Annotated in this window: 16 protein-coding genes and 1 riboswitch; of the genes, 5 read left to right on the top strand and 11 right to left on the bottom strand. The window is 65.1% G+C overall.

What is annotated here, in order from left to right:
* Nucleotides 1–104: 104 nt before the first annotated feature.
* From XcuCFBP2542_RS05200 to XcuCFBP2542_RS05210, 3 genes are all read right to left on the bottom strand, one after another.
* Entirely contained in the window at nucleotides 105–701 is a 597-nt protein-coding gene (locus XcuCFBP2542_RS05200) for an LON peptidase substrate-binding domain-containing protein (protein WP_104602555.1), read from the bottom strand.
* Nucleotides 701–2,059: a UDP-N-acetylmuramate:L-alanyl-gamma-D-glutamyl-meso-diaminopimelate ligase gene (gene mpl / locus XcuCFBP2542_RS05205; RefSeq protein ID WP_104602556.1), complete on the bottom strand. Its 1,359-nt coding sequence runs from the start codon at nucleotides 2,057–2,059 to the stop codon at nucleotides 701–703. Before mpl ends, XcuCFBP2542_RS05200 begins: the two co-directional genes overlap by 1 nt.
* A 340-nt stretch (nucleotides 2,060–2,399) precedes the next feature.
* On the bottom strand, nucleotides 2,400–2,963 hold the full coding sequence (locus XcuCFBP2542_RS05210) for an adenylate kinase (protein ID WP_104602557.1): 564 nt from the start codon (nucleotides 2,961–2,963) through the stop codon (nucleotides 2,400–2,402).
* A 157-nt stretch (nucleotides 2,964–3,120) separates the two neighbouring features.
* Here XcuCFBP2542_RS05210 and XcuCFBP2542_RS05215 point away from each other — a divergent pair, with 157 nt between their 5' ends.
* Together XcuCFBP2542_RS05215 and XcuCFBP2542_RS05220 are read left to right on the top strand one after the other, a co-directional pair.
* Nucleotides 3,121–4,377: a 6-phosphofructokinase gene (locus tag XcuCFBP2542_RS05215; RefSeq protein ID WP_104602558.1), complete on the top strand. Its 1,257-nt coding sequence runs from the start codon at nucleotides 3,121–3,123 to the stop codon at nucleotides 4,375–4,377.
* 442 nt (nucleotides 4,378–4,819) lie between these two features.
* Nucleotides 4,820–5,857, top strand: a complete 1,038-nt coding sequence (locus tag XcuCFBP2542_RS05220) for a hypothetical protein (RefSeq protein WP_274391969.1) — start codon at nucleotides 4,820–4,822, stop codon at nucleotides 5,855–5,857.
* Nucleotides 5,858–5,993: 136 nt separating this feature from the next.
* On the opposite strand, the gene XcuCFBP2542_RS05225 is transcribed toward XcuCFBP2542_RS05220, so the two are convergent.
* On the bottom strand, nucleotides 5,994–6,473 hold the full coding sequence (locus XcuCFBP2542_RS05225) for a hypothetical protein (protein WP_104602609.1): 480 nt from the start codon (nucleotides 6,471–6,473) through the stop codon (nucleotides 5,994–5,996).
* A gap of 290 nt (nucleotides 6,474–6,763) precedes the next feature.
* On the opposite strand from XcuCFBP2542_RS05225, the gene XcuCFBP2542_RS05230 reads away from it, so the two are divergent.
* Nucleotides 6,764–8,791 carry a sodium-translocating pyrophosphatase gene (locus XcuCFBP2542_RS05230; RefSeq protein ID WP_104602560.1) on the top strand — a complete coding sequence of 676 codons (2,028 nt, stop codon included), beginning with the start codon at nucleotides 6,764–6,766 and terminating at the stop codon, nucleotides 8,789–8,791.
* On the opposite strand, the gene XcuCFBP2542_RS20220 is transcribed toward XcuCFBP2542_RS05230, so the two are convergent.
* Nucleotides 8,788–8,916: a hypothetical protein gene (locus XcuCFBP2542_RS20220; RefSeq protein WP_267313091.1), complete on the bottom strand. Its 129-nt coding sequence runs from the start codon at nucleotides 8,914–8,916 to the stop codon at nucleotides 8,788–8,790. The genes XcuCFBP2542_RS05230 and XcuCFBP2542_RS20220 overlap by 4 nt on opposite strands.
* Nucleotides 8,917–8,992: 76 nt before the next feature.
* Between XcuCFBP2542_RS20220 and ppa the strand changes: the two genes are divergently transcribed.
* A complete protein-coding gene (gene ppa, locus XcuCFBP2542_RS05235) occupies nucleotides 8,993–9,529 on the top strand; it encodes an inorganic diphosphatase (protein WP_104602561.1) in 537 nt (178 codons plus the stop codon).
* 114 nt (nucleotides 9,530–9,643) lie between these two features.
* Nucleotides 9,644–10,792, top strand: coding sequence for an HDOD domain-containing protein (locus tag XcuCFBP2542_RS05240; protein WP_167526936.1), 1,149 nt, complete (start codon nucleotides 9,644–9,646; stop codon nucleotides 10,790–10,792).
* Nucleotides 10,793–10,905: 113 nt separating this feature from the next.
* On the opposite strand, the gene XcuCFBP2542_RS05245 is transcribed toward XcuCFBP2542_RS05240, so the two are convergent.
* From XcuCFBP2542_RS05245 to thiC, 6 genes are all read right to left on the bottom strand, one after another.
* Nucleotides 10,906–11,394 (bottom strand): DUF2442 domain-containing protein, encoded by a 489-nt coding sequence (locus tag XcuCFBP2542_RS05245; RefSeq protein ID WP_104602562.1) that lies wholly within the window; start codon nucleotides 11,392–11,394, stop codon nucleotides 10,906–10,908.
* Nucleotides 11,391–11,621, bottom strand: a complete 231-nt coding sequence (locus XcuCFBP2542_RS05250; protein ID WP_208800393.1) for a DUF4160 domain-containing protein — start codon at nucleotides 11,619–11,621, stop codon at nucleotides 11,391–11,393. Before XcuCFBP2542_RS05250 ends, XcuCFBP2542_RS05245 begins: the two co-directional genes overlap by 4 nt.
* Nucleotides 11,622–11,837: 216 nt before the next feature.
* Nucleotides 11,838–14,723 carry a TonB-dependent receptor plug domain-containing protein gene (locus tag XcuCFBP2542_RS05255; RefSeq protein WP_170066953.1) on the bottom strand — a complete coding sequence of 962 codons (2,886 nt, stop codon included), beginning with the start codon at nucleotides 14,721–14,723 and terminating at the stop codon, nucleotides 11,838–11,840.
* A gap of 48 nt (nucleotides 14,724–14,771) precedes the next feature.
* Nucleotides 14,772–15,665, bottom strand: a complete 894-nt coding sequence (locus tag XcuCFBP2542_RS05260; RefSeq protein WP_104602564.1) for a helix-turn-helix transcriptional regulator — start codon at nucleotides 15,663–15,665, stop codon at nucleotides 14,772–14,774.
* A 110-nt stretch (nucleotides 15,666–15,775) separates the two neighbouring features.
* Entirely contained in the window at nucleotides 15,776–18,103 is a 2,328-nt protein-coding gene (locus tag XcuCFBP2542_RS05265; protein ID WP_104602565.1) for a winged helix-turn-helix domain-containing protein, read from the bottom strand.
* Between the two features lie 410 nt (nucleotides 18,104–18,513).
* Complete coding sequence (thiC, locus tag XcuCFBP2542_RS05270) at nucleotides 18,514–20,391, bottom strand: phosphomethylpyrimidine synthase ThiC (protein ID WP_104602566.1); 1,878 nt, start codon at nucleotides 20,389–20,391, stop codon at nucleotides 18,514–18,516.
* 113 nt (nucleotides 20,392–20,504) lie between these two features.
* Nucleotides 20,505–20,602, bottom strand: a riboswitch (TPP riboswitch).
* Nucleotides 20,603–20,607 lie beyond the last annotated feature (5 nt).

Here is a 20,607-nt window from a genome sequence, read left to right on the forward strand (position 1 = left end):
TCCCCTGCACGGATGCCGTTGCGCAGCGCACTCATGCGCGCGCAGTCTGCCGCTGTCATGGTGCAAGCGTGGTGATGGGGCACCCGCAAGGCGGGATTGCCGGGTCAGGTCATCCATTCCAGCACATTGTCCAGCCGTTGGTGCGGATCGCCCACCTGCAACAGCGACAGGCGCTGTTGTTCGGTCAGCGGCAGCAGTTCGGCCAGCCGCCATCCCACCCATGCCGCCTGATCCAGCAGCCCCGGACCGACCGATGCGAACTCGCCGCCGGCCTGTTCCAGCATGCGCTCCAACACCGTGGACAGCAGCGCGTGTTCGGGCCGCAACTCGTCGTCCGGATCGGGATCGCACCAGGCGACGTCACCCACCACAAGGCCGTTGTCGCGAATACGCGAGCGCTGCACATGGAAGCGGCGCATGCCGCGCAGGCGCAACACCAGCACCCCGTCGGCGCCCACATCGAAATCCTCGATGCGCACTTCGGTACCGAACGCGGCCGGCGTGGCCGGGACGCCGACTTCGTTGCCCTCCAGGATCAGGCACACGCCGAAACGGGTGCCGTTGCGGCCGCAGTCGCGCACCAGATCCAGATAGCGGCGTTCGAACACGCGCAAGCCCATCGCCGCACCCGGCAACAGCACGCTGTGCAAGGGGAACAGCGGCAGTGCGCTGGTGTCGGCAGTGGAGGGAAGCGGCGCCATCAGGACAGCTGCGCCAGGAAGCGACGCGGCGCGCCGTCGAAGCCGCCGTTGGACATGAACACCACATGGTCGCCCGGCTGCGCCAGCTCGCCCAAGGTGTGCAGCAATGCATCGACATCATGTGCCACGCGCGCATCGCCACGTATCTGCGCGATGATCGGCGCCGCATCCCAGGGCAGTTCCGGCCGATGCAGGAACACCACCGCATCGGCATCGTGCAGCGACGGCGCCAGCGCCTGCGCATGCGCGCCCAGGCGCATCGAGTTGCTACGCGGCTCCATCGCCACCACCACGCGCGCCGCCCCCACCTTGGCGCGCAGCCCCTGCAGCGTGGTTGCAATGGCGGTGGGGTGATGCGCGAAGTCGTCGTAGACGGTGATGGCGCGCGCCTGGCCCAGCACTTCCAGCCGCCGTTTGACGCTTTGGAAGCGTGCCAGCGCCGGCATCACCGTCGCCGGCTCCACGCCCACCGCATGCACTGCGGCCAATGCCGCCAGCCCGTTGAGCACGTTGTGCCGGCCCACCAGCGGCCACTGCACCTGGCCGATCTCCACACCGCGATGGGCCACGGCAAATACGCTGCCGTCGGCGGCGATCAGGCGCGCGCTCCATTCCAGCCGCGCATCGAAGCCGAACCGCTCCACCGGTGTCCAGCAGCCCATCGCCAGCACCTCGGCCAGCCGCGCGTCTTCGCCATTGACGATCAATCGCCCACGCGCCGGCACCGTGCGCACCAGATGATGGAACTGGCGCTGGATGGCGGCCACGTCGGGAAAGATATCGGCGTGGTCGTATTCGAGATTGTTGAGGATCGCCACCAGCGGCCGGTAGTGCACGAACTTGCTGCGCTTGTCGAAGAACGCGGTGTCGTACTCGTCGGCCTCCACCACGAATTCGCGGCCCTGGCCCAGCCGTGCGGAAACGCCGAAGTCCTCGGCCACCCCGCCGATCAAAAAGCCGGGCGCCCGGCCAGCCGCCTCGAGCAGATAGCTCAGGATGGTGGTGGTGGTGGTCTTGCCGTGCGTGCCGGCCACCGCCAGCGTGTCGCGGCCCGGCAACACCTGCTCGGCCAGCCACTGGGCGCCGGAGGTGTAGCGTCGGCCGGCATCGAGCACCGCTTCCACGGCCGGATTGCCACGCGACAAGGCGTTGCCGATGACCACGTCACTGGCGTCAGGCGAAATGTTGGACGGCACGTAGCCTTGCGCCAGCGCGATGCCGAGCGTTTCCAGCTGGGTGGACATCGGTGGGTAGATGGCCTGGTCGCTGCCTTCCACCTGCCAGCCCAGTTCACGCGCCAGGGCGGCCACACCGCCCATGAAAGTCCCGGCAATGCCGAGGATGTGGAGTTTGCTCATGCGGCACATTGTCGCCGATCACCGCAGCGGCGTGACCTTCCGGTCATTCGCCGGGGCCACTGTCAGAAAAACCCTACCGTACTGTCAGGAATTTCCCGATATGCGAACTGCGTCACATCCATCACTCTGCTGAACGCCAGTCGCAGCACCCTTTGGTCCACTCCCCAAGCGGCCAAATCCCCAGGGAGCTCATGCTGTCGAGGCTCTGAGCAAGCCTATTACTGGCGTTATTTAGACCCCGGTCGTCTTGTACGACCGGGGTTTTTCTTTGCCGCTGCGCCGCCACGCCCGTACACCGCAGCGGGCGTCCGGGCCGGCGCTCGATCCGGCCCGGATGGGATCAACGCTTGAGTGCGGTGCCGATCCGCTCCAGCACCTCGTCCAGCGCCCCCACTCCGTCCACGCGCGCCAGCTTGCCGCGCTGCGCGTAGAAGCCGATCACCGGTGCGGTGGAATCGGTGTAGACCTGCAGACGCTTGCGGACCGAATCCGGATTGTCGTCCTCGCGGCCTTCGGCCTTGGCGCGCCCGGCGATGCGTTCGACCAGCAGTTCGCTGGCCACGTCCAGCTGCACCACCGCATCCAGCGGCTGACCGATCTTGCCCAGCAACTCCTCCAACGCGTCGGCCTGCGCCACGTTGCGCGGGTAGCCGTCCAGGATGAAGCCCTTGGCGACATCGGCCTGGCCAAGGCGGGCTTCCAGCATACCCAACAGGATGTCGTCGGACACCAGGTCGCCGCGTGCCATGACTTCCTTGGCCTTCAGACCCAGCGGCGAGCCGGCGGCCACTTCGGCGCGCAACAGGTCGCCGGTGGAAATGTGCGGGATCTCAAAGCTGTCTTTGAGCCGTGCAGCCTGGGTGCCCTTGCCCGAACCGGGCGGTCCCAACAGAACCAATCGCATCAGTGGACTCCACTTTCGAAGAAAAACGCGTTGCGGTTGGCGGCGTTAGACTCAGGTCTTCGCCAGCGCTGACCGTATGGTCGTGCAGCTTACCGCATCCCGGGAATGTCCCGGCACTGTCCCTTGCGCCATCGCCCCTGTGAGGAGCCTGTCCCCTATGACCACCGGCAATCTGTTGTATGCCCAGTCCGGCGGCGTCACCGCCGTCATCAATGCCACTGCCGCCGGCGTGATCGGCGAAGCGCGCGCGCGCAAGATCAAGGTGCTGGCCGCGCGCAATGGCATCCTGGGTGCATTACGCGAGGAGTTGATCGACACCTCCAAAGAATCAGCTGCCGCGATCGCCGCACTGGCGCAGACGCCCGGCGGTGCATTCGGCTCGTGCCGCTACAAGCTCAAGTCGCTGGAAGACGACCGCGCCAAGTACGACCGCCTGCTGGAGGTGCTGCGCGCGCACGACGTGCGCTGGTTCCTCTACAACGGCGGCAACGATTCGGCCGATACCGCCTGGAAGGTCTCGCAGCTGGCCAAAGCCTATGGCTACCCGCTGCAGTGCATCGGCGTGCCCAAGACCATCGACAACGACCTGGCAGTGACCGATACCTGCCCCGGCTTCGGTTCGGCCGCCAAGTACACCGCCGTGTCGGTGCGTGAGGCCGCGCTGGACGTCGCCGCCATGGCCGACACCTCCACCAAGGTCTTCATCTACGAGGCGATGGGCCGCCACGCCGGCTGGCTGGCCGCCGCCGCGGGCCTGGCCGGCCAGGGACCGGACGACGCACCGCAGATCATCCTGCTGCCCGAGCGCGCCTTTGACCAGGCAGTGTTCCTGGCCAAGGTGAAACAAATTGTGGAGAAGGTCGGCTGGTGCGTGGTGGTGGCCAGCGAAGGCATCCAGGACGCACACGGCCGCTTCGTCGCCGATGCCGGCGGCGCGGCCGATTCGTTCGGTCATGCGCAACTCGGCGGCGTCGCCGCGCTCCTCGCCGCACAGGTCAAACAGGAGCTGGGCTACAAGGTCCACTGGACGCTGCCCGATTACCTGCAGCGCTCCGCGCGTCACCTGGCGTCCAAGACCGACTGGGAACAGGCCCAGGCCGTGGGCAAGGCGGCCGTGCAGTACGCCCTCAAGGGCATGAACGCGGTGATCCCGGTGATCGAACGCGTCAGCGATACGCCATATCGCTGGAAGATCGTACCGGCTCCGCTGCACAAGGTGGCCAACCACGAAAAGAAGATGCCGCCCAGCTTCCTGCGCAAGGACGGCTTCGGCATCACCGAGCGCGCCCGTCGTTACTTCGCACCGCTGATCAAGGGCGAAGCACCGCTGGCTTACGGCAGCGATGGCCTACCGAAATACGTCAGCCTGAAGAACGTGGCGGTGGCGAAGAAACTGCCGGCCTGGGAAGGCTGAGCCCAGCCAGGCCGCCGCGCTCCAGGTGTTGACGCATCCGCACCTGGACAGGCAGACGATGGCGTGCCGCCGCATCGAAGCAGCAGCTTGATGCCAACGCGGCATCGCCGTGAATGTGGCGACAGATGGCTGCCAGATCGATGCGCCACGGGAGTGGCAGCCGGTTCAATTGGGCTACCTGCAACTTGGCGCTACGGCTCGCGCCAGGATGAAACGCACGAAAATGGCAGACGATATGCATCAAATGCCGAAACCCTGGCGGCACAGCTCACTCCTTGAGTTCCCACCATCTTGGTGGCGAGCTTAGTGACGGCACTCACCGTATGCGATCAGCATGAAGTTATTACTTCGCTACCGAAGCTGCGCCTTCTGCTCCTAGCCCTGTGACTTTTGACGCTCTAAGGATGCTCGTTAACTCGATCTTCATGGGGAATAAAACGTTATGAAATCCAAATCGAAGCATGTGTTTAGGGCATGCATCATTGGGAGCATTACCAGCGTAGGGGTTGTGGATGCTGTCTCCGCAATGAGTGAGGCGGGCCGTGTTGAAGCCATGTCGGGGTGGGAGTCAACGCTTAGGCAGGAGGCACCCAACATGGAGGGCTGCTTCCGCTCTACGTTCCCGGACAAAGGTTGGCAGGCGGTGCGTTGCGGTCCACCGCCGAAGGCGATCGTAGGACGAAAGCGCACTGCAAATGGCAGCGGTCGAACCACTGCCACCGCCGATCAGGCGCTCGTCGTCGGTAACGGGAACGATTATGCCGCGCTCTCAAGCAGGCCGACCCGCTCGGTGGTCGGTTCGTTTCCAAGCGTCAGTGGCGTCACAACCGGCGTTGTCCAGTACTCGCTGCAGATCAACACCGACAACGACAGTAATCCAGCCGCTTGCGCGCAATTCGGCTTTTCCTCGTGCAAGACCTGGCAGCAGTACGTGTACTCCAGCGATTTTGATGGGGACTCCAGCAATGGCTTCCAGCCGGTCGTCTTCATCGAAAGCTGGGTCTATGCAACGAGTTCTGCGGAGTATAAGGCCGTCGGTTGCCCATCTGGCTGGGATGCCTACGATGGCAACGCATGCGTCCATAACAGCGATTCGGTGAGCGCACCGCTGGTGCCGGTGTCGGGCATCGGCAGTGTCAAACTCACCGGATCAGCGACCTCAGGAGGTGTTGACACCGCAACGTTCTCGATCAACGGGCGTGCCTACAGCGTGAGCCAGGCCGCTTCCACGGTGCATATCAACAAGATCTGGCGCAAGTCCGAATTCAATGTGTTCGGAAATGGCGCACGCACGCAGACTGTATCTTTCAACCGGGGCTCACGCGTGACGGTGAATGTTGCCGTAAACGACGGCACGGCAAATGCGCCGGCCTGCATAGGCGATTCCGGCGAGACGTTTGAGCAGAACAACCTGACACTCGGTAGCTGCACTTCCTTCGGTGGCGCATCGCCCGGGATTAGCTTTCCTCAAAGCAACTGACCTTTGCGCGTCCGGGAGGATCGCGTTCCTCCCGGCGCTCTTCGCATGATGCCGACGGTCATCTATCCAGCAGGACTGGTGGCCTAGCCTTGCGCGCGCAGGCGTCGCTCCACCACGCCTGCGGTCTTCACACTCCTCACTGGCAGGCCTTGCCTTCCATGACCTGCTGCGCAGCGAACATCGGCACCTGCGGGATTCTTCCCGCAGCCGCCTGCTGCTTGGCGTCTTCCAGATAGATGCGCGACTGGCCTTGCCCATCCAGCTGCGGCTTGGCGTCCACCGGTTTGCGCCAGATGCGCACCACTGCCTGCTGGCTGGGGCAGGCCGCGCTGGGGACGCGGATCACGTCGTTGAAGATCCAGCCCGACGCAACGCTGGGCGCGGCCTCGGCGTAGTCCACCAAGCGTGCGCGTGGCTGGCAGGTGGGGCTGCTGCGCACCACTGAGACCGTGTACGGCTGCGCGGCATTTCCGGTGAACACTCCCTCGATCCGCGCACAGGCCTCCGGGATCTGTCGCAAGGTGTGAACGGCGCCGATCGCCTGCGCGGTACCGGGCGCACGCGGCTTCAGTTCCGGGGCGGGGTCTGCAGCCAATGCGCTGCCAGCGAAAAGCATGGCGAGCAGCACAGTGGCGGAACTGGACGCGGTGTAGTTGGACATGGTCACTTCCTAGGATCGGCTGGATCGTGGTGGCCGCAGGCTGTCACGCAGCAACTGAACGACACGCCAAAGCCGTTGTGGTGGCACCCCTGCAAACAGCGGCGCATACTCGGCCGCGATCCGGCCATTGAACATCGCGACGCGCATTGTGGCCCTTGCGGCCGTCGAGTCCGTAATCGCCTCCACTCGTCGTGCATCGCCCTTGGTTCGTCCGACCGGATGACATCCATTCTTTGGGAGGGGTCATGCTGGAACATTACGGGTTGGTACTTGCGCTGGGTTGTGCGGTGGTGGCAATCGTCTACGGGATGATCCTGGCGCGCTGGGTGGTCGCGCAGCCGAGCGGCAATGCCCGCATGCAGGAAATTGCCGCCGCGATCCAGGAGGGCGCGCGCGCCTATCTCAACCGGCAATACCTCTCCATTGCGATCGTTGGCGGCGTGCTGTTCGTGCTGGTCGGGCTGTTCCTCAGCTGGTACACCGCGATTGGTTTTGCGCTCGGCGCCGTGCTGTCCGGGCTGGCCGGGTATATCGGCATGAACGTGTCGGTGCGGGCCAACGTGCGTACCGCCGAAGCCGCGCGCCAGGGCATCGGCAAGGCGATGGACGTGGCGTTCCGCGGTGGCGCGATCACCGGCATGCTGGTGGTGGGCCTGGGGCTGCTCGGCGTGGCCGGATACTACGCCGTGCTGCAGGCCATGGGGCTGGCGCTGGAGCAGAACCTGCATGCCCTGGTGGGGCTGGCGTTCGGGTCGTCGCTGATCTCGATCTTCGCGCGCCTGGGCGGCGGCATCTTCACCAAGGGCGCGGATGTGGGCGCGGACCTGGTGGGCAAGGTGGAAGCGGGCATTCCCGAAGACGACCCTCGCAATCCGGCGGTGATTGCCGACAACGTGGGCGACAACGTGGGCGATTGCGCCGGCATGGCGGCCGACCTGTTCGAAACCTACGCGGTGACCGTGATCGCCACGATGCTGCTCGGCAGCCTGACCCTGGCCGAGACGGGGCCGCATGCGGTGCTGTATCCGCTGGTGCTGGGCGGGGTTTCGATCATCGCCTCGATCGTGGGCGCGGTCTTCGTCAAGGTCAAGACCGGCGGCTCGATCATGGGCGCCCTCTACAAGGGGGTGATCGTCTCGGGCATCCTGGCGGCGCTGGCGTACTGGCCGATTACCCAGGTGTTGATGCGCGACAACAGCCATGGCGCCACCGCGCTGTATCTGTGCGCAGTGATCGGCCTGGTGCTGACCGGCCTGATCGTCTGGATCACCGAGTACTACACCGGCACCCAATACGCGCCGGTGCAACAGGTTGCCTCTGCCAGTACCACCGGCCATGGCACCAACATCATCGCCGGGCTGGGAATTTCGATGAAATCCACCGCGCTGCCGGTGATTGCGGTGTGTGCCGCGATCTGGAGCGCGTTCCACTTCGGTGGCCTGTACGGCATCGCCATTGCCGCCACCGCCATGTTGTCCATGGCCGGCATGATCGTGGCGCTGGACGCCTACGGCCCCATCACCGACAACGCCGGCGGCATCGCCGAGATGGCCGAGCTGCCACCGGAAGTGCGCAGCATCACCGACCCGCTGGATGCGGTGGGCAACACCACCAAGGCGGTGACCAAGGGCTATGCGATCGGATCGGCGGCGCTGGCCGCGCTGGTGCTGTTCGCCGACTACACCCACAACCTGCAGGCCGCCCATCCCGGCCAGGTGTTTGCCTTCGACCTGTCCGACCACACGGTCATCATCGGCCTGTTGATCGGCGGCCTGATTCCGTATCTGTTCGGGGCGATGGCGATGGAAGCGGTGGGCCGTGCGGCAGGCGCGGTGGTGGAAGAAGTGCGCCGCCAGTTCCGCGAGATCCCCGGCATCATGGCCGGCACCGCCAAGCCGCAGTACGACCGGGCGGTGGACATGCTGACCCGCTCGGCGATCCGCGAAATGATCGTGCCCTCGCTGCTGCCGGTGGTGGTCCCGATCGTGGTGGGCGTGTTGCTGGGGCCGCGCGCACTGGGCGGCCTGCTGATCGGCACCATCGTCACCGGGCTGTTCCTGGCCATTTCCATGACCACCGGCGGTGGTGCCTGGGACAACGCCAAGAAATACATCGAAGACGGCCACTTCGGCGGCAAGGGCAGCGAGGCGCACAAGGCGGCGATCACCGGCGATACCGTCGGCGACCCGTACAAGGACACCGCAGGCCCGGCGATCAACCCGCTAATCAAGATCATCAACATCGTGGCGCTGTTGCTGGTGCCCTTGCTCTAGCGCGGCTGACCGGCCAGCCGCGCCTGCGGCGCTTCCGGGTTGGCGCGGCGGCGCGGGCGGCGCAATCGGGCGGGTCCGGCCAGCCGCACCGTCAGGCCGTGGCCGGCCATCGGATCTGCGCCCATTCAGGGTCGCTGCAGCGCAACAGCCGAACGCGTAGAATCGCGCTCCACACACTGCTGACGCCTCGGAGCTACGCGCATGGGTCTTGAACTGGTCACCTCTGGCAAGAATCTGCCGGAAGAAATCAACGTCGTCATCGAAATCCCCAAGGATTCCGAGCCAGTCAAGTACGAAGTGGACAAGGCCAGCGGGGCGATCTTCGTCGATCGCATCCTGTCCACCCCGATGCGCTACCCCTGCAACTACGGCTATGTGCCCAACACCTTGTGCGGCGACGGCGATCCGGCCGACGTGCTGGTGGTGCTGCCGCTGCCGCTGGTGCCGGGCTCGGTGGTGCGTTGCCGCCCGGTGGGCGTGCTGCGCATGAGCGACGAAGCCGGCAGCGATGAAAAGATCCTGGCGGTGCCGATCGAGAAGATCTTCTCCGGCTACGCGCACATCGAGGACATCAACCAGGTGTCCAGCCACTGGATGGAGCGTATCGGCCACTTCTTCGAACATTACAAGGATCTGGAGAAGGGCAAGTGGGTCAAGCTAGACGGCTGGGGCGGTGCAGCCGAGGCCAAGCGCATCCTGGTCGAATCGGTGGAACGCTTCAATTCCGACGTGGCCTGAGCGGTTCGGCATGCAATGGCCCCGCGCAGTGCGGGGCGCTCGGGATCACGCTTCCGGCGTGATCCCGATGACCGCCGGCGGCAGATTAGGTACATTGCCAATTGCGTATGACCGGTGTCCGTCACCGGTGACATCTGGGGAAATGTCTTGCGTATTCTGTTTGTGGGGGACGAAGCCAGCCTTCCGTCCGACCTGATCGACTATGTTGCCGAGCTCGGCGAGCAGTGGCAGGCGCAGCGGGTCGCCGATGGAAATTCGGCGATCGCCGCGGCCGCGCTGTCGCCCTTCGATGCGGTGATCGTGGCGCCGGTGCTGCCGGACCTGACGGCCGCCACCTTGCTGGGGCAGATCCGCACCCTGCGGCCGGACACGATCCGGATCGCGCTGATCGATGCCCAGGACGGCCAGCGGACGCCGCCCGCCCGCATCATCGGCGTGGCACACCGCTTCCTGCCGATGCCGCTGGCACCGGAGGTGCTGCTCGAAGCGGTCACCAGCCTGGAAGAATTGCGCGATCTGCTAGGCAACCCACGCCTGCGCGCGGCCATTGGCCGGATCGAGAAACTGCCTTCGCCACCGCATCTATACCTGAGCCTGATGCATGCGCTGGAAGAACAGGATGGCGCCGATGCGGCCGATATCGCCAAGCTGATCGCGGGCGACCCGGCCATCGCCGCCAAGGTGTTGCAGCTGTGCAACTCGGCGTTCTTCTCCGGCGGGCGCAGCATCACCGACCTGCGCACGGCGGTCACCCGCCTGGGCGTGGCGACGCTGCGCGACCTAGTGCTGGTCAGCGAGGTCTTCTCGATACAGACGCTGACACCGGCCGAGCGCAGCGTGATGCAGCGCCGCTCCCTGCTCTCCTCGCGGCTGGCAGCCAAGGTGTTGCCGCCAACCAGCGCGGAACTGGGTTCCACCGCTGCACTGCTGGCCGATATCGGCCTGCTGCTGCCGGGTGTGCGCGACGAGCGCGAGCCACTGCCGGAAGGCGGCGACGAGCGCCTGGGTCATACCGAAGCCGGCGCCTACCTGCTTGGCCTGTGGGGCCTGCCGATGCCGATCATCGAAGCGGTCGCCTTCCATCGCCACCCGCAGCGCTCCAGCGTGCGCAGCTTCTGGGTCACCGGCGCGGTGCATGTGGCCACGGCACTGGCCAGCGGCGAGATGGTGGACGAAGAGTATCTGTCAAAGGTTGGCGTGATCGCCCGCCTGCCCACCTGGCGCGAACAGGCCGATACCCTGCTGGGTCTTACCGAAGCGTGATCGGCTGACCGCGTTCTGCCACTGAAACGACACAAGGCGCGAGAAGCCGTTGCGATCTACAAGAACGTCTTTGCACGGATTCGCAACAGCGCAGGAACGTCTGGGCTAGTCTGCTAGGCAACCTGAGCGTAAGCCAGCGCCTCGTTGGCCCTGCCAGAGCCGGTCCTGTCGATCAGCTCCCACCCGATCATGGCAAGGCCGACCGTCTTGGGGATCAGCTTCTCGCCGCTCCTGTAGTAAGCCAGCATCCGCCGACTGAGACCCAGCGCATCGGCGGCCTGGTCCAGTGTCAGGTGGTGGGATTCCATCCAGGCGATGACCTGCGAGTGGGAAAAATGGCCGGCTTGCTCGATCGCCATTGCGCGCAGGTTGTCGCTCGCCAGGGTCAAGGCATCGTTACCGGCGAAGGTGACGCCCCGGCTCCATTCGTCCAGGCCGACCTGTGCGAAAACGTCAGGATCGGCCAGCAGGGCAAGGGTGGGGTGAGCGTCGATCACATTGGAGAGATCCACCTCGGCGGCGAACCCATCCGCAAAAGAAAGGGCGAGGCGGGCACGACCCGCCAGCGTGGCACGGGTCATAAAAAACTGCGGCTGGTTCACGGATTCAACTCCTGCCAGTTGGCATTGAGGAGAGGGACGTTGCCGGCAGCCCATTCCAGGGCCTCGGCCAGTTCACGCGCCTTGAGGCTGCTGGTCAGGGTCTTGAGGGTGGCGATCATGACAAGCGCCTCGCGGCCATCACGCATGCGCACATGGAAATGTGGCGGCTGGTGGTCAGCGGCGTACATGGTGATGGTGCAGTTCTGTAGGCGGATGATCGTCGGCACGATCGTACTTTAGTGCAACCATTGCACTATTGCAATCGTTGCATTCCCTCGTGTTCAAGTCGTCTTGCGTTGTTGCGTTGTTGCGCTGCAGCCACGTCGTGCCCGACGCAGCGTGTTCGAGAACCACGTTGGTGAATACACAAAAAAAATGCCAGTCAGCGTTAACTGACTGGCATCAGGCATTCAGCCCGCGTCTGTGTCACGACGCTTCGATCATCAGAAGCGCTGGTTGTACTGCACGAACAGGAAGCGGTCGTAGTCCAGCATCGGATCGATCGCTGCGGTGCTGCTGTTGGTGATCGAGTAGGTCACCGGCGGCTGCTTGTTCCAGATGTTGCGGGCGCCGACGGTCACGCTGCCGTCCCACGGAGCCTGCCAGGTAACCGACACGTCCTGGTAGGAGATCGAGCCCTTCTTGTTGGCGCCGGTACCGCCGCCCCAGCCCGGATTGGCGGTCTGGTAGGTCGGATCGTTGCACTCGATGCCAGCCGCTGCATCCCAGCAGTAGTCACGGAAGCCGCCGTAGTAGCGCAGGTTCCAGTTGGCCGACAGCGAACCCAGCGACCAGTCCACACCCAGGGTGGCGCGCACACGCGGGAAGTTCCAGTAACCGGCCGAATTGGCCCAGTCTGCACCAGACTCGGCCTGCGACTTGTAGGTCGCCAGGTAGTTGGTGTCCAGGTTGAAGGCGAACTTGCCGTAGGCGGTTTCCGGCATGCGGTAGCGCACGCCGAAGTTGTAGCCTTCGGTTTCCAGGCGACCCAGGTTGACGTTGCCGCGGCTCAGCGTGGTGACCTGGCCGGTGACCGCATCGCGCGCAAAGTCTGCGCAGTAGTTTTCCAGATTATTGAGGTAACAATTGTTCAACACATCATTGGCGGTCAGCGCGGTGATGATGTTGGAGATCGAAATGCGGTACCAGTCCAGCGACAGGTCCAGGCCCTGCACCCACTGCGGGCTGTACACCATGCCCACGGTACGGGTGATGCTGTTTTCCGGCTGCAACTCCGCATTGCCCACGCCGGAATTGAACGGCGCGTTGCCCTGCACGTCGCGACGCGTCACCGGGTTACCGGCCGTGTCGGTCTGGCGGAAGCCAGCCGGCACTTGACCCGCGCAACGTGCTGCCACGCCCGCATTGCCCAGCGAACCGAAGGTGGCATCGCACGGGTCGGTGAAGGTGTCGAAGGTCTGCGAGCCGCCGCCGAAGGTGTCCGACAGCGTCGGCGCACGGAAGCCGGTGCCGTAGGTACCGCGCACCAGCAGGTCGTCGATCGGCTTCCAGGTGAAGCTGAACTTGCTGTTGGTGGTGTCGCCGAAGCGGCTGTAGTTGCTGTAGCGCGCGGCCACGTCGAACGACAGTTCCTTGGCGCCCGGCAGATCCTTCAGCACCGGGATCAGCAGTTCCAGATAGGCTTCGTTGGTCTGGTAACGACCTTCGGTGGCCTGCGCAGCGAGGTCGGTGGTGTAACCGGCGCTGGACAGCTGGTCCGGGAAGTCATAGCCGCTGATCTGGCGGTGTTCGAAGCCTGCGGCGACGCCCAGCTCGCCGGCCGGCAGATCCACCAGGCCGCCGGTGATGTTGGCGGTCCACTGCTTGCTCAGGCTTTGCTGCGTGGACTGGCCCAGCGCATTGATGTACTGCAGCGCGTTCGGCGTGGAGGCCGACGGGCCACCCAGGATGTTGAACGGGGTGCACTGACCCAGCGCATTGCTGGTGCCCAGCGCGATCGGAGCCGCTGCGGTACCGCACTGCACCTGACCCTGTGCATTGAGGAACGACGGGCCCAGCGCCTTCTGCAACGCCAGCAGGTTGATGTTGCCGCGCGACACCTGCGTTACATCGTACTTGTTGTAGTTGAAGCCCACGTCCCAGTTCCAGCCATGGCTGCCAACGTCGAACACGCCTTCCAGCGCTGCATCGAAGTGCAGGCTCTTGACGTTGCTTTCGGTGGTGCGCGGCAGTTCGGTCGTACGACGGAACCAGCTGGTGATGTCCTGGCCAATCGGGTTGTAGTAGCTGGCGCCACTGATCGCCACCGGGAACTGCGGCTGCGAAGCGGCCTGCAGCGGGTAACCGGCAATCTGGCGGTTCGAGTCGCGCTCGGAGTACATCGCCGTCGACTTGAAGGTGAGGCTGTCGGTGAGGTTGTAGCTGCCGGTGGTGAAGATCGACTTGTTGCGGCTGGACTGCTGCAACATCATCTGGTCGACGGAGTTGAAGTAATCGTCGGTGGTGATGTCGTTGTGGTAGTTGGCGATATTGCGCGAATCGGCACCCACGCCACGGCCGTCGAACGAACCGGTGTGGTTGAGGATGAAGGTTTCGCCGCCGGAGGTGAAACGACCCCACGGGCCAGTCGCGCTCAGGCCGTCTTCGATATGGTTCGGGCCGGCCGAATAGCGGGTCAGCGCGCGATCCTTGGCCCACACCGGGTCTTCGTTGGTGTAGTTGGCGCCGAACACCAGCGAGGAACGATCGGTGGTGGTGCCGGCGGTGAAGGAGTACTGCTCCTTGGAACCGTCGCCACGGCCGTTCTGGCCGAAGTACGCCGAGGCTTCGGCACCGTCGTAGTTCTGGCGCAGGATGATGTTGACCACACCGGCCACGGCATCGGAGCCATAGATCGCCGAGGCGCCGTCCTTCAGGACTTCGATGCGCTCGATCAGCGAGCTGGGGATGGTGGACATGTCGGTCAGGCCGTTCAGGCTACTGGTCCAACGCTTGCCATTCACCAGCACCAGGGTGCGGTTTTCATTCAGGTTGTACAGGTTGACGTACTGGCCGCCCTGCTCCGCGTTGGAGGTCAGCACCGCCGCCTTGCTGTAGGTCTGCGTGCCGGCGATCGACAGGTTCTGGAGGATGTCGCCAACGCTCACCAGACCGGACTTCTGGATGTCCTGCTGGGACACGGTGAACACCGGCTGGGCGGTTTCCACGTCGACCGAGCGGATGCGCGAGCCGGTGATCTCGATGCGGTCCAGCGTCGTGGTCGACGGGGCGGACTGCTCTTGTGCATTGGCGGCAAACGCCGGCGTCAACGCGATCGCAATACCGGCGGGCAACAGGCCCAGCCGCACTACGGAAGTGCGAAGGTTCATCAATCTCTCCAGGGTTCGTTAGTGGCGCGTTAAGCGCCCCTGTGCAAATTACGGTTGCGTGAACGCCGTCGCTTTGCGGGTCACGTTCCGTGGCTTTGCCGACTCTGGCGGAATGCTTGCCTGGTCGCGGTAATGGGAGGCAGAGACGCCGAAGCGTGCGCGGAACGCGCGGGCGAAACTGCAACAGTTATCGAAGCCGCTGGCGGCCGCGACCTCGCCGATCATCATCGAGGTGTCACGCAGCAAATCCGAGGCGCGCTCCAGGCGCAAGCGGGCCGACAAGGCCTGCGGGCTTTCCTCGTACAGGCTCTGGAAGGTCTTGGAGACGTACCAACTGGAGAAGTTGGTCAGTTGCGCCAGTTCACTGATGCGGACCACCCGATCGCTGTTGCCCTCCAGGTACAGCCGGGCGCGCTGCATGCGGCCGAAGACCTGGCGACGGCGGCTGCGCGAACGCCCCGGGCAGCGCTGTTCCTGTGCAATGAAACCGCGCTGCATGGCGGCCAGATGCAACAGCAGCGGCCGTGCCGAGGCAGTGTCGCTACGCGTGGCCGCGTTGCGCCACAGCCGCAGTGCAATGCGCAGATCGCTGCGCGTCAACTGGCTGCGTCCGGGATAAAGGGTGGCATCGGTCAGTTCGGCCAGCGCTTGCAGGCTATCGCTATCCAGGCCGACACCAACGCATAGCGCACCACGATCGGCCTGCACGGTGGGTTGGGAGTCCTTGTCGAAGGCGATCCAGTCGCCAGCACGCAGCCGGAAGCGTCCCTCCCTGGACTCCACCCAGGCGCGTCCACGCAGCTGCACCCACAAGGTGAAGGTGGCCGAGACGGTGCGGATGCTGCCCAGCCGCGACACCGCCAGACACGTCGTCGGGGTCGCGTCGCTGGCAGCGTCCAGCAGCACGGCCAGACCGCGGTCGGCGAGGATGACTTGTTGCATGTTGGCGGCCCCCTGTACAAAAGAGCGCCCAGTGTTTTGCCGAATCCGGCGCCAGTCAGGACGTTCCGACGAAGCTGTGCCGAAATCGCCACGAAGCCTTTCCGAAGAACTTACGAGGCCATTTTCCTGAGCATCATCAAGAGGTTGGAAATGAAGCCCAGCGTGGCACCAGGGCGCTCCGGCAGCGGCATGTGGGCGATCGCACTGCCGTCTTCCTCGGCCAGGGCCACATACAACGCACCACTGCGCTGGTCCACGCTGAAGCCATTGATGGTGGCGAACTTGGTCGCGTCCAGGCACCGGCCATGGCCCACGCGCAGCGCCGCGTCGTAGGTGGCGCAGGTGTCGGTGGACAACAAGTAATGCACCTGCCCGGCAACGCCCGGCGCCCAGGCCCGGTAACGCCAGCGCGAGGGTTGCTGCGGGTCGACGGCCTGCAAGGTGTCGGCCGCCAACGAGGGTGCGATCTGCCACAGGCCGCCGCCGCTCAGCCGCGTCAACAGCAGTTGTCCGCTGACGCGGTCCAGACGCACTTGTGACACATCCGGCAGCGACGCCAGGGCGCGCCACAGCTGGCTACGCCTGTCGTACACGGTGGCGAAGGTGTGTCCATCCTCGCCCGCCGCAACCACCAGCAAACGGTCGGGATCGGGCAGATGGAGCGCCTGCAGCAGCCGTGCCTGCGGCACCGGCAGGCGCACCACCTTGCCTGTTCCCGGCGTCACCTCGAACAAGGCCGCGTGCCCTTGCGTATCGCTGCCGCTGACCAGCACCTTGCGCGCATCGGCCGACCAGTCGGCGGCCTGGCGCGCATCCGGCCGCACGCCTTCGATCAGGCGCACCGAGCCGGGCCGCGTGACATCGCCCCACCACAGCCCATAGGCGCCGGAGCGATTGGACGCAAACACCAGCTGGCGGCCATCGGGCGCGATCACCGGGTGGTCATCGCGCCCGCTGGAGGCAAATAACCGACGTCGGATGTAGCCCCCGTTCATGGGGTCGTGGATGACCTGGTAGAGGCGGAACTGCGGCCTGCGTTGCACGAACACCAGATGGCCGCCCGCCACGTCAGGCGCCTGCGCATCGTCCACACCCAGGTCGTGCAGGCGGTGATCGTGCAGATCCAGCCGATACAACCGCGCCTCGCTGTCCACGCGGCGCCCGAAGACCACTGCACTGCCGTCCGGCAACCAGCTCCAGCCGCGGATATCGGCGTTGTCGTGGGTCAAGCGTTCGGCGGTGCCACCTTGCGCGGGAATCCGCCACAGGTCGCCCAGCTGCGGATTGCGCAGGAACACGATCCAGCGCCCGTCGGGCGAGTAGCGCGGCGCGTAGTCGAAATCGCTCGCGCTAGCACTGTAGTTCAAGGGCTGCCACTGACCACCATCCAGGTCCAGGCGGCGGATACGCGGCCAAGCCCGTGCCCCGGTCATGCTGCCGAACAGCAGCGCGCGCCCATCCGGCGACCAGGTGAAACTGAGCATGTCCGCACCGTCGCAGCGCGCCACTTCGCGCGCCGCTGCGGTACCGGCCGCGGCAGCGATCATGATCCGGCAGGTGCCGTCGGGCGACTGCCGCGAGAAGGCGATGTCCCGCCCGTCCGGCGACCACGCCGGCAGCCGATCGGAAACACGCGCCGCAGGTGTTTGCAGCACGTGCGGGTAGGCGCTATCGGTGCGCTTGATGAGGATCGAGGTGCTCAGGCGACCCTCGGTCAACGAGGCATAGGCCACCATCGACCCATCCGGCGACAGGCTGGGGGTGAGGTCGAAACCGCCACCGGCGGTAATGACCTGATAGGGCCGCTTGGGACTGCCCGGCACGGTGGCCGATGCGGGGCCGGTTTCGGCCAACGGCGCACCCGGCCACAGCGCCTGCATCGCCAGACCCAGCACCAGCAGCGCCAGGCTCGCCACCCCCAGGGCCATCCAGCGCCGCCGCACGACGACCGATGCATCCGGAGCAGGCGCGCTCGGTAACGGCACGGAACCGTCGTGTGCCGAGGCGGCGGTGCCTGTCGTCGGCGGCGCCTCGGCAGGCGAGGTGTGCACGAGAAGCGGCGCGGGCTGTGGTGAATCCGCCGGCGGCGATGGCAGCGCCGGCGTGTGCGTCTCCCACGCCACTGCTGCGATCAGGCGGTAGCCGGTCTTGGCGATGGTCTCGATATGCTGCGAACGCTCGCTGCCCTGGCTGGCAAACGCCTTGCGCAGCTGCGTCACCGCCTGGGTCACCACGTCGTTGGTGGGCAAGGTGTCCGGCCACCCTTCGGCCAACAGCTGTTCGCGGCTGACCACCTGCCCCGGCTGACGCGCCAGCGTCAGCAGCACCGCCAGCGACTTCGGTGCCAGGCGTAGTGCGCGCCGGGCGCCGGGCACATGCACTTCGCGCGAGGCGACGTCGACCACGCACTGGCCGACACGCAACCGGCCAGCGGGCATTGCATTAGCGGGAGGGACACTCATCGGCAAAGAAACGCATCGCACGCAAAAGACGGCAAAGAACGCACCGCGCCGGGACGCGAAACGCCAAATTCAGCAAAGGACCACGACCGACTGCGTCATGCATCCATTTGTTGCAAATTTTACCCTATGCCTCGTTGCCAGCCATGACCGGCGGCGACGTCAGGCTCTCTCTCTCTCGCCGACGCATTCAAATAACCATGCTGTTCTCTTCGCGCCTTCTGGCGCGATTTTTTTTATCTGCGATTCAGCTCTGCAGCCCGAGAGCCTTATCGGCCGTAGCTGCCTGCCGGCGGATTGCCGCGCGGCAGGTGCGCAGCACCCGGCGACTTGCGCCGGAGCTAACTGAACTCTTCCTGTCAGGCTACCCGCTCCGTGGTCTTGGCAGCCTACGAGGCGCGGTAGACCTGCGCCCCCTGCTCCAGGAACTGCACTGCCTTTTCTTCCATGCCGGCCGCCAGTGCCCGCTCCTCACCCATCCCGTGTTCGGCCGCGTAATCGCGTACGTCCTGGGTGATCTTCATCGAACAGAAGTGCGGGCCGCACATCGAACAAAAATGCGCGAGCTTGTGGGCGTCCTTCGGCAGGGTTTCGTCATGAAACTCCTTGGCCTTTTCCGGATCCAGGCCGAGATGGAACTGGTCTTCCCAGCGGAACTCGAAGCGCGCCTTGCTCAGTGCGTTGTCGCGCACCTGCGCACCTGGATGGCCCTTGGCAAGATCGGCGGCATGCGCGGCGATCTTGTAGGCCATGATGCCGTCGCGCACATCCTGCCGGTTGGGCAGGCCCAGGTGCTCCTTGGGCGTGACGTAGCACAGCATCGCGGTGCCGTACCAGCCGATCATGGCCGCGCCGATCGCGCTGGTGATGTGGTCGTAGCCGGGCGCGATATCGGTGGTCAGCGGCCCCAGCGTATAGAACGGTGCCTCCCCGCATTCGCGCAGCTGCTTGTCCATGTTTTCCTTGATGAGCTGCATCGGCACATGCCCCGGACCCTCGATCATGGTTTGCACATCGTGCTTCCAGGCAAGCCGGGTCAGCTCGCCCAGCGTCTCCAGTTCACCGAACTGCGCCGCATCGTTGGCATCGGCGATGCAGCCAGGACGCAAGCCATCGCCGAGCGAGAACGCCACGTCATAGGCCTTCATGATCTCGCAGATGTCTTCGAAGTGGGTGTAGAGGAAATTTTCCTTGTGATGGGCCAGGCACCATTTGGCCAGGATGGAACCGCCGCGCGACACGATACCGGTGAGACGCTTGGCGGTCAGCGGCACATAGCGCAGCAACACGCCGGCATGGATGGTGAAATAGTCCACGCCTTGTTCGGCCTGTTCGATCAAGGTGTCGCGGAAGATCTCCCAGGTGAGTTCTTCGGCGCGTCCGTCGACCTTTTCCAATGCCTGGTAGATCGGTACCGTGCCGATCGGCACCGGCGAATTGCGGATGATCCATTCGCGGGTCTCGTGGATATGCTTGCCGGTGGACAGATCCATCACCGTGTCGCCGCCCCAGCGGATCGCCCACACCAGTTTTTCCACCTCTTCGGCAATGCCGGAAGACACCGCGCTGCTGCCGATGTTGGCGTTGATCTTGGTCAGGAAATTGCGGCCGATAATCATCGGCTCGCTCTCGGGGTGGTTGATGTTGTTGGGCAGGATCGCGCGACCGCGGGCGATCTCCTCGCGCACGAAATCCGGCGTGATGCGCTGCTGGATCGCGGCGCCGAACTGCTCGCCCGGATGCTGCTGACGCAGCACCGCATCGGCGACCGCCTCCAACCGCTGGTTTTCGCGGATGGCCACGAACTCCATCTCCGGGGTGACGATGCCGCGGCGCGCGTAATGCATCTGGGTGACGTTGGCCCCAGCGCGCGCAACCTGCGGCAGGCGCCGCGCGGCAAAGCGCACCGCGTCCAGCCGCGCGTCCTGCTCGCGACCGCGTCCGAAGCTGGAACTGAGCTGCTCCAGTGCAACGGTATCGCCGCGTTCGGCGATCCAGTCCGCGCGCAACGGCGCCAGGCCGGCGGCCAGATCGATCGTCGCCTGCGGGTCGGTATAGGGGCCGGAAGTGTCGTAGACGCTGAGCGGCGGGTTGTCTTCGCCACCGAACAGGGTCGGAGTGCGGGTCAATGCGATCTCGCGCATCGGCACCCGCAGGTCCGGGCGCGAGCCCTGCACGAAGCTCTTGCGGGAGCCGGGAATCGGCTGGGTCACGGCCTCGGACAGGGATTGGGCGTGCTGCTGCAAAACGGTGGGCGCGGCGTTCATGACATCGTCCTGTGTGCTGGAAGACCAGCACCGGTGGCGCTGGCCCTGCGACGGAGTCGCAGTGCGGACGAAGCGGCGGCGCTCAATACGCAGGCCCCATGCAGGCACGGACCATCGCATCTCACGAAGCTTCCCTACGCCGGTATGAGCCGGATCAGGTTCGAAGGGACTATCTCAACCGCGCAATGACGCGGTACCCCCACTTCGACGCGAATT

Origin of the sequence: Xanthomonas cucurbitae (assembly GCF_002939885.1) — a bacterium.
GTDB lineage: Bacteria > Pseudomonadota > Gammaproteobacteria > Xanthomonadales > Xanthomonadaceae > Xanthomonas > Xanthomonas cucurbitae.

Bases quoted from the DNA above. Each gene is read 5' to 3' on its own strand.
- thiC (WP_104602566.1), bottom strand. From the start codon at position 20,391: ATGAACGCCGCGCCCACCGTTTTGCAGCAGCACGCCCAATCCCTGTCC.
- XcuCFBP2542_RS20220 (WP_267313091.1), bottom strand. From the start codon at position 8,916: ATGGGCGCAGATCCGATGGCCGGCCACGGCCTGACGGTGCGGCTGGCC.
- XcuCFBP2542_RS05220 (WP_274391969.1), top strand. From the start codon at position 4,820: ATGAAATCCAAATCGAAGCATGTGTTTAGGGCATGCATCATTGGGAGC.
- mpl (WP_104602556.1), bottom strand. From the start codon at position 2,059: ATGAGCAAACTCCACATCCTCGGCATTGCCGGGACTTTCATGGGCGGT.
- XcuCFBP2542_RS05215 (WP_104602558.1), top strand. From the start codon at position 3,121: ATGACCACCGGCAATCTGTTGTATGCCCAGTCCGGCGGCGTCACCGCC.
- XcuCFBP2542_RS05230 (WP_104602560.1), top strand. From the start codon at position 6,764: ATGCTGGAACATTACGGGTTGGTACTTGCGCTGGGTTGTGCGGTGGTG.
- XcuCFBP2542_RS05210 (WP_104602557.1), bottom strand. From the start codon at position 2,963: ATGCGATTGGTTCTGTTGGGACCGCCCGGTTCGGGCAAGGGCACCCAG.
- ppa (WP_104602561.1), top strand. From the start codon at position 8,993: ATGGGTCTTGAACTGGTCACCTCTGGCAAGAATCTGCCGGAAGAAATC.
- XcuCFBP2542_RS05265 (WP_104602565.1), bottom strand. From the start codon at position 18,103: ATGCCCGCTGGCCGGTTGCGTGTCGGCCAGTGCGTGGTCGACGTCGCC.
- XcuCFBP2542_RS05200 (WP_104602555.1), bottom strand. From the start codon at position 701: ATGGCGCCGCTTCCCTCCACTGCCGACACCAGCGCACTGCCGCTGTTC.
- XcuCFBP2542_RS05225 (WP_104602609.1), bottom strand. From the start codon at position 6,473: ATGCTTTTCGCTGGCAGCGCATTGGCTGCAGACCCCGCCCCGGAACTG.
- XcuCFBP2542_RS05260 (WP_104602564.1), bottom strand. From the start codon at position 15,665: ATGCAACAAGTCATCCTCGCCGACCGCGGTCTGGCCGTGCTGCTGGAC.
- XcuCFBP2542_RS05255 (WP_170066953.1), bottom strand. From the start codon at position 14,723: ATGAACCTTCGCACTTCCGTAGTGCGGCTGGGCCTGTTGCCCGCCGGT.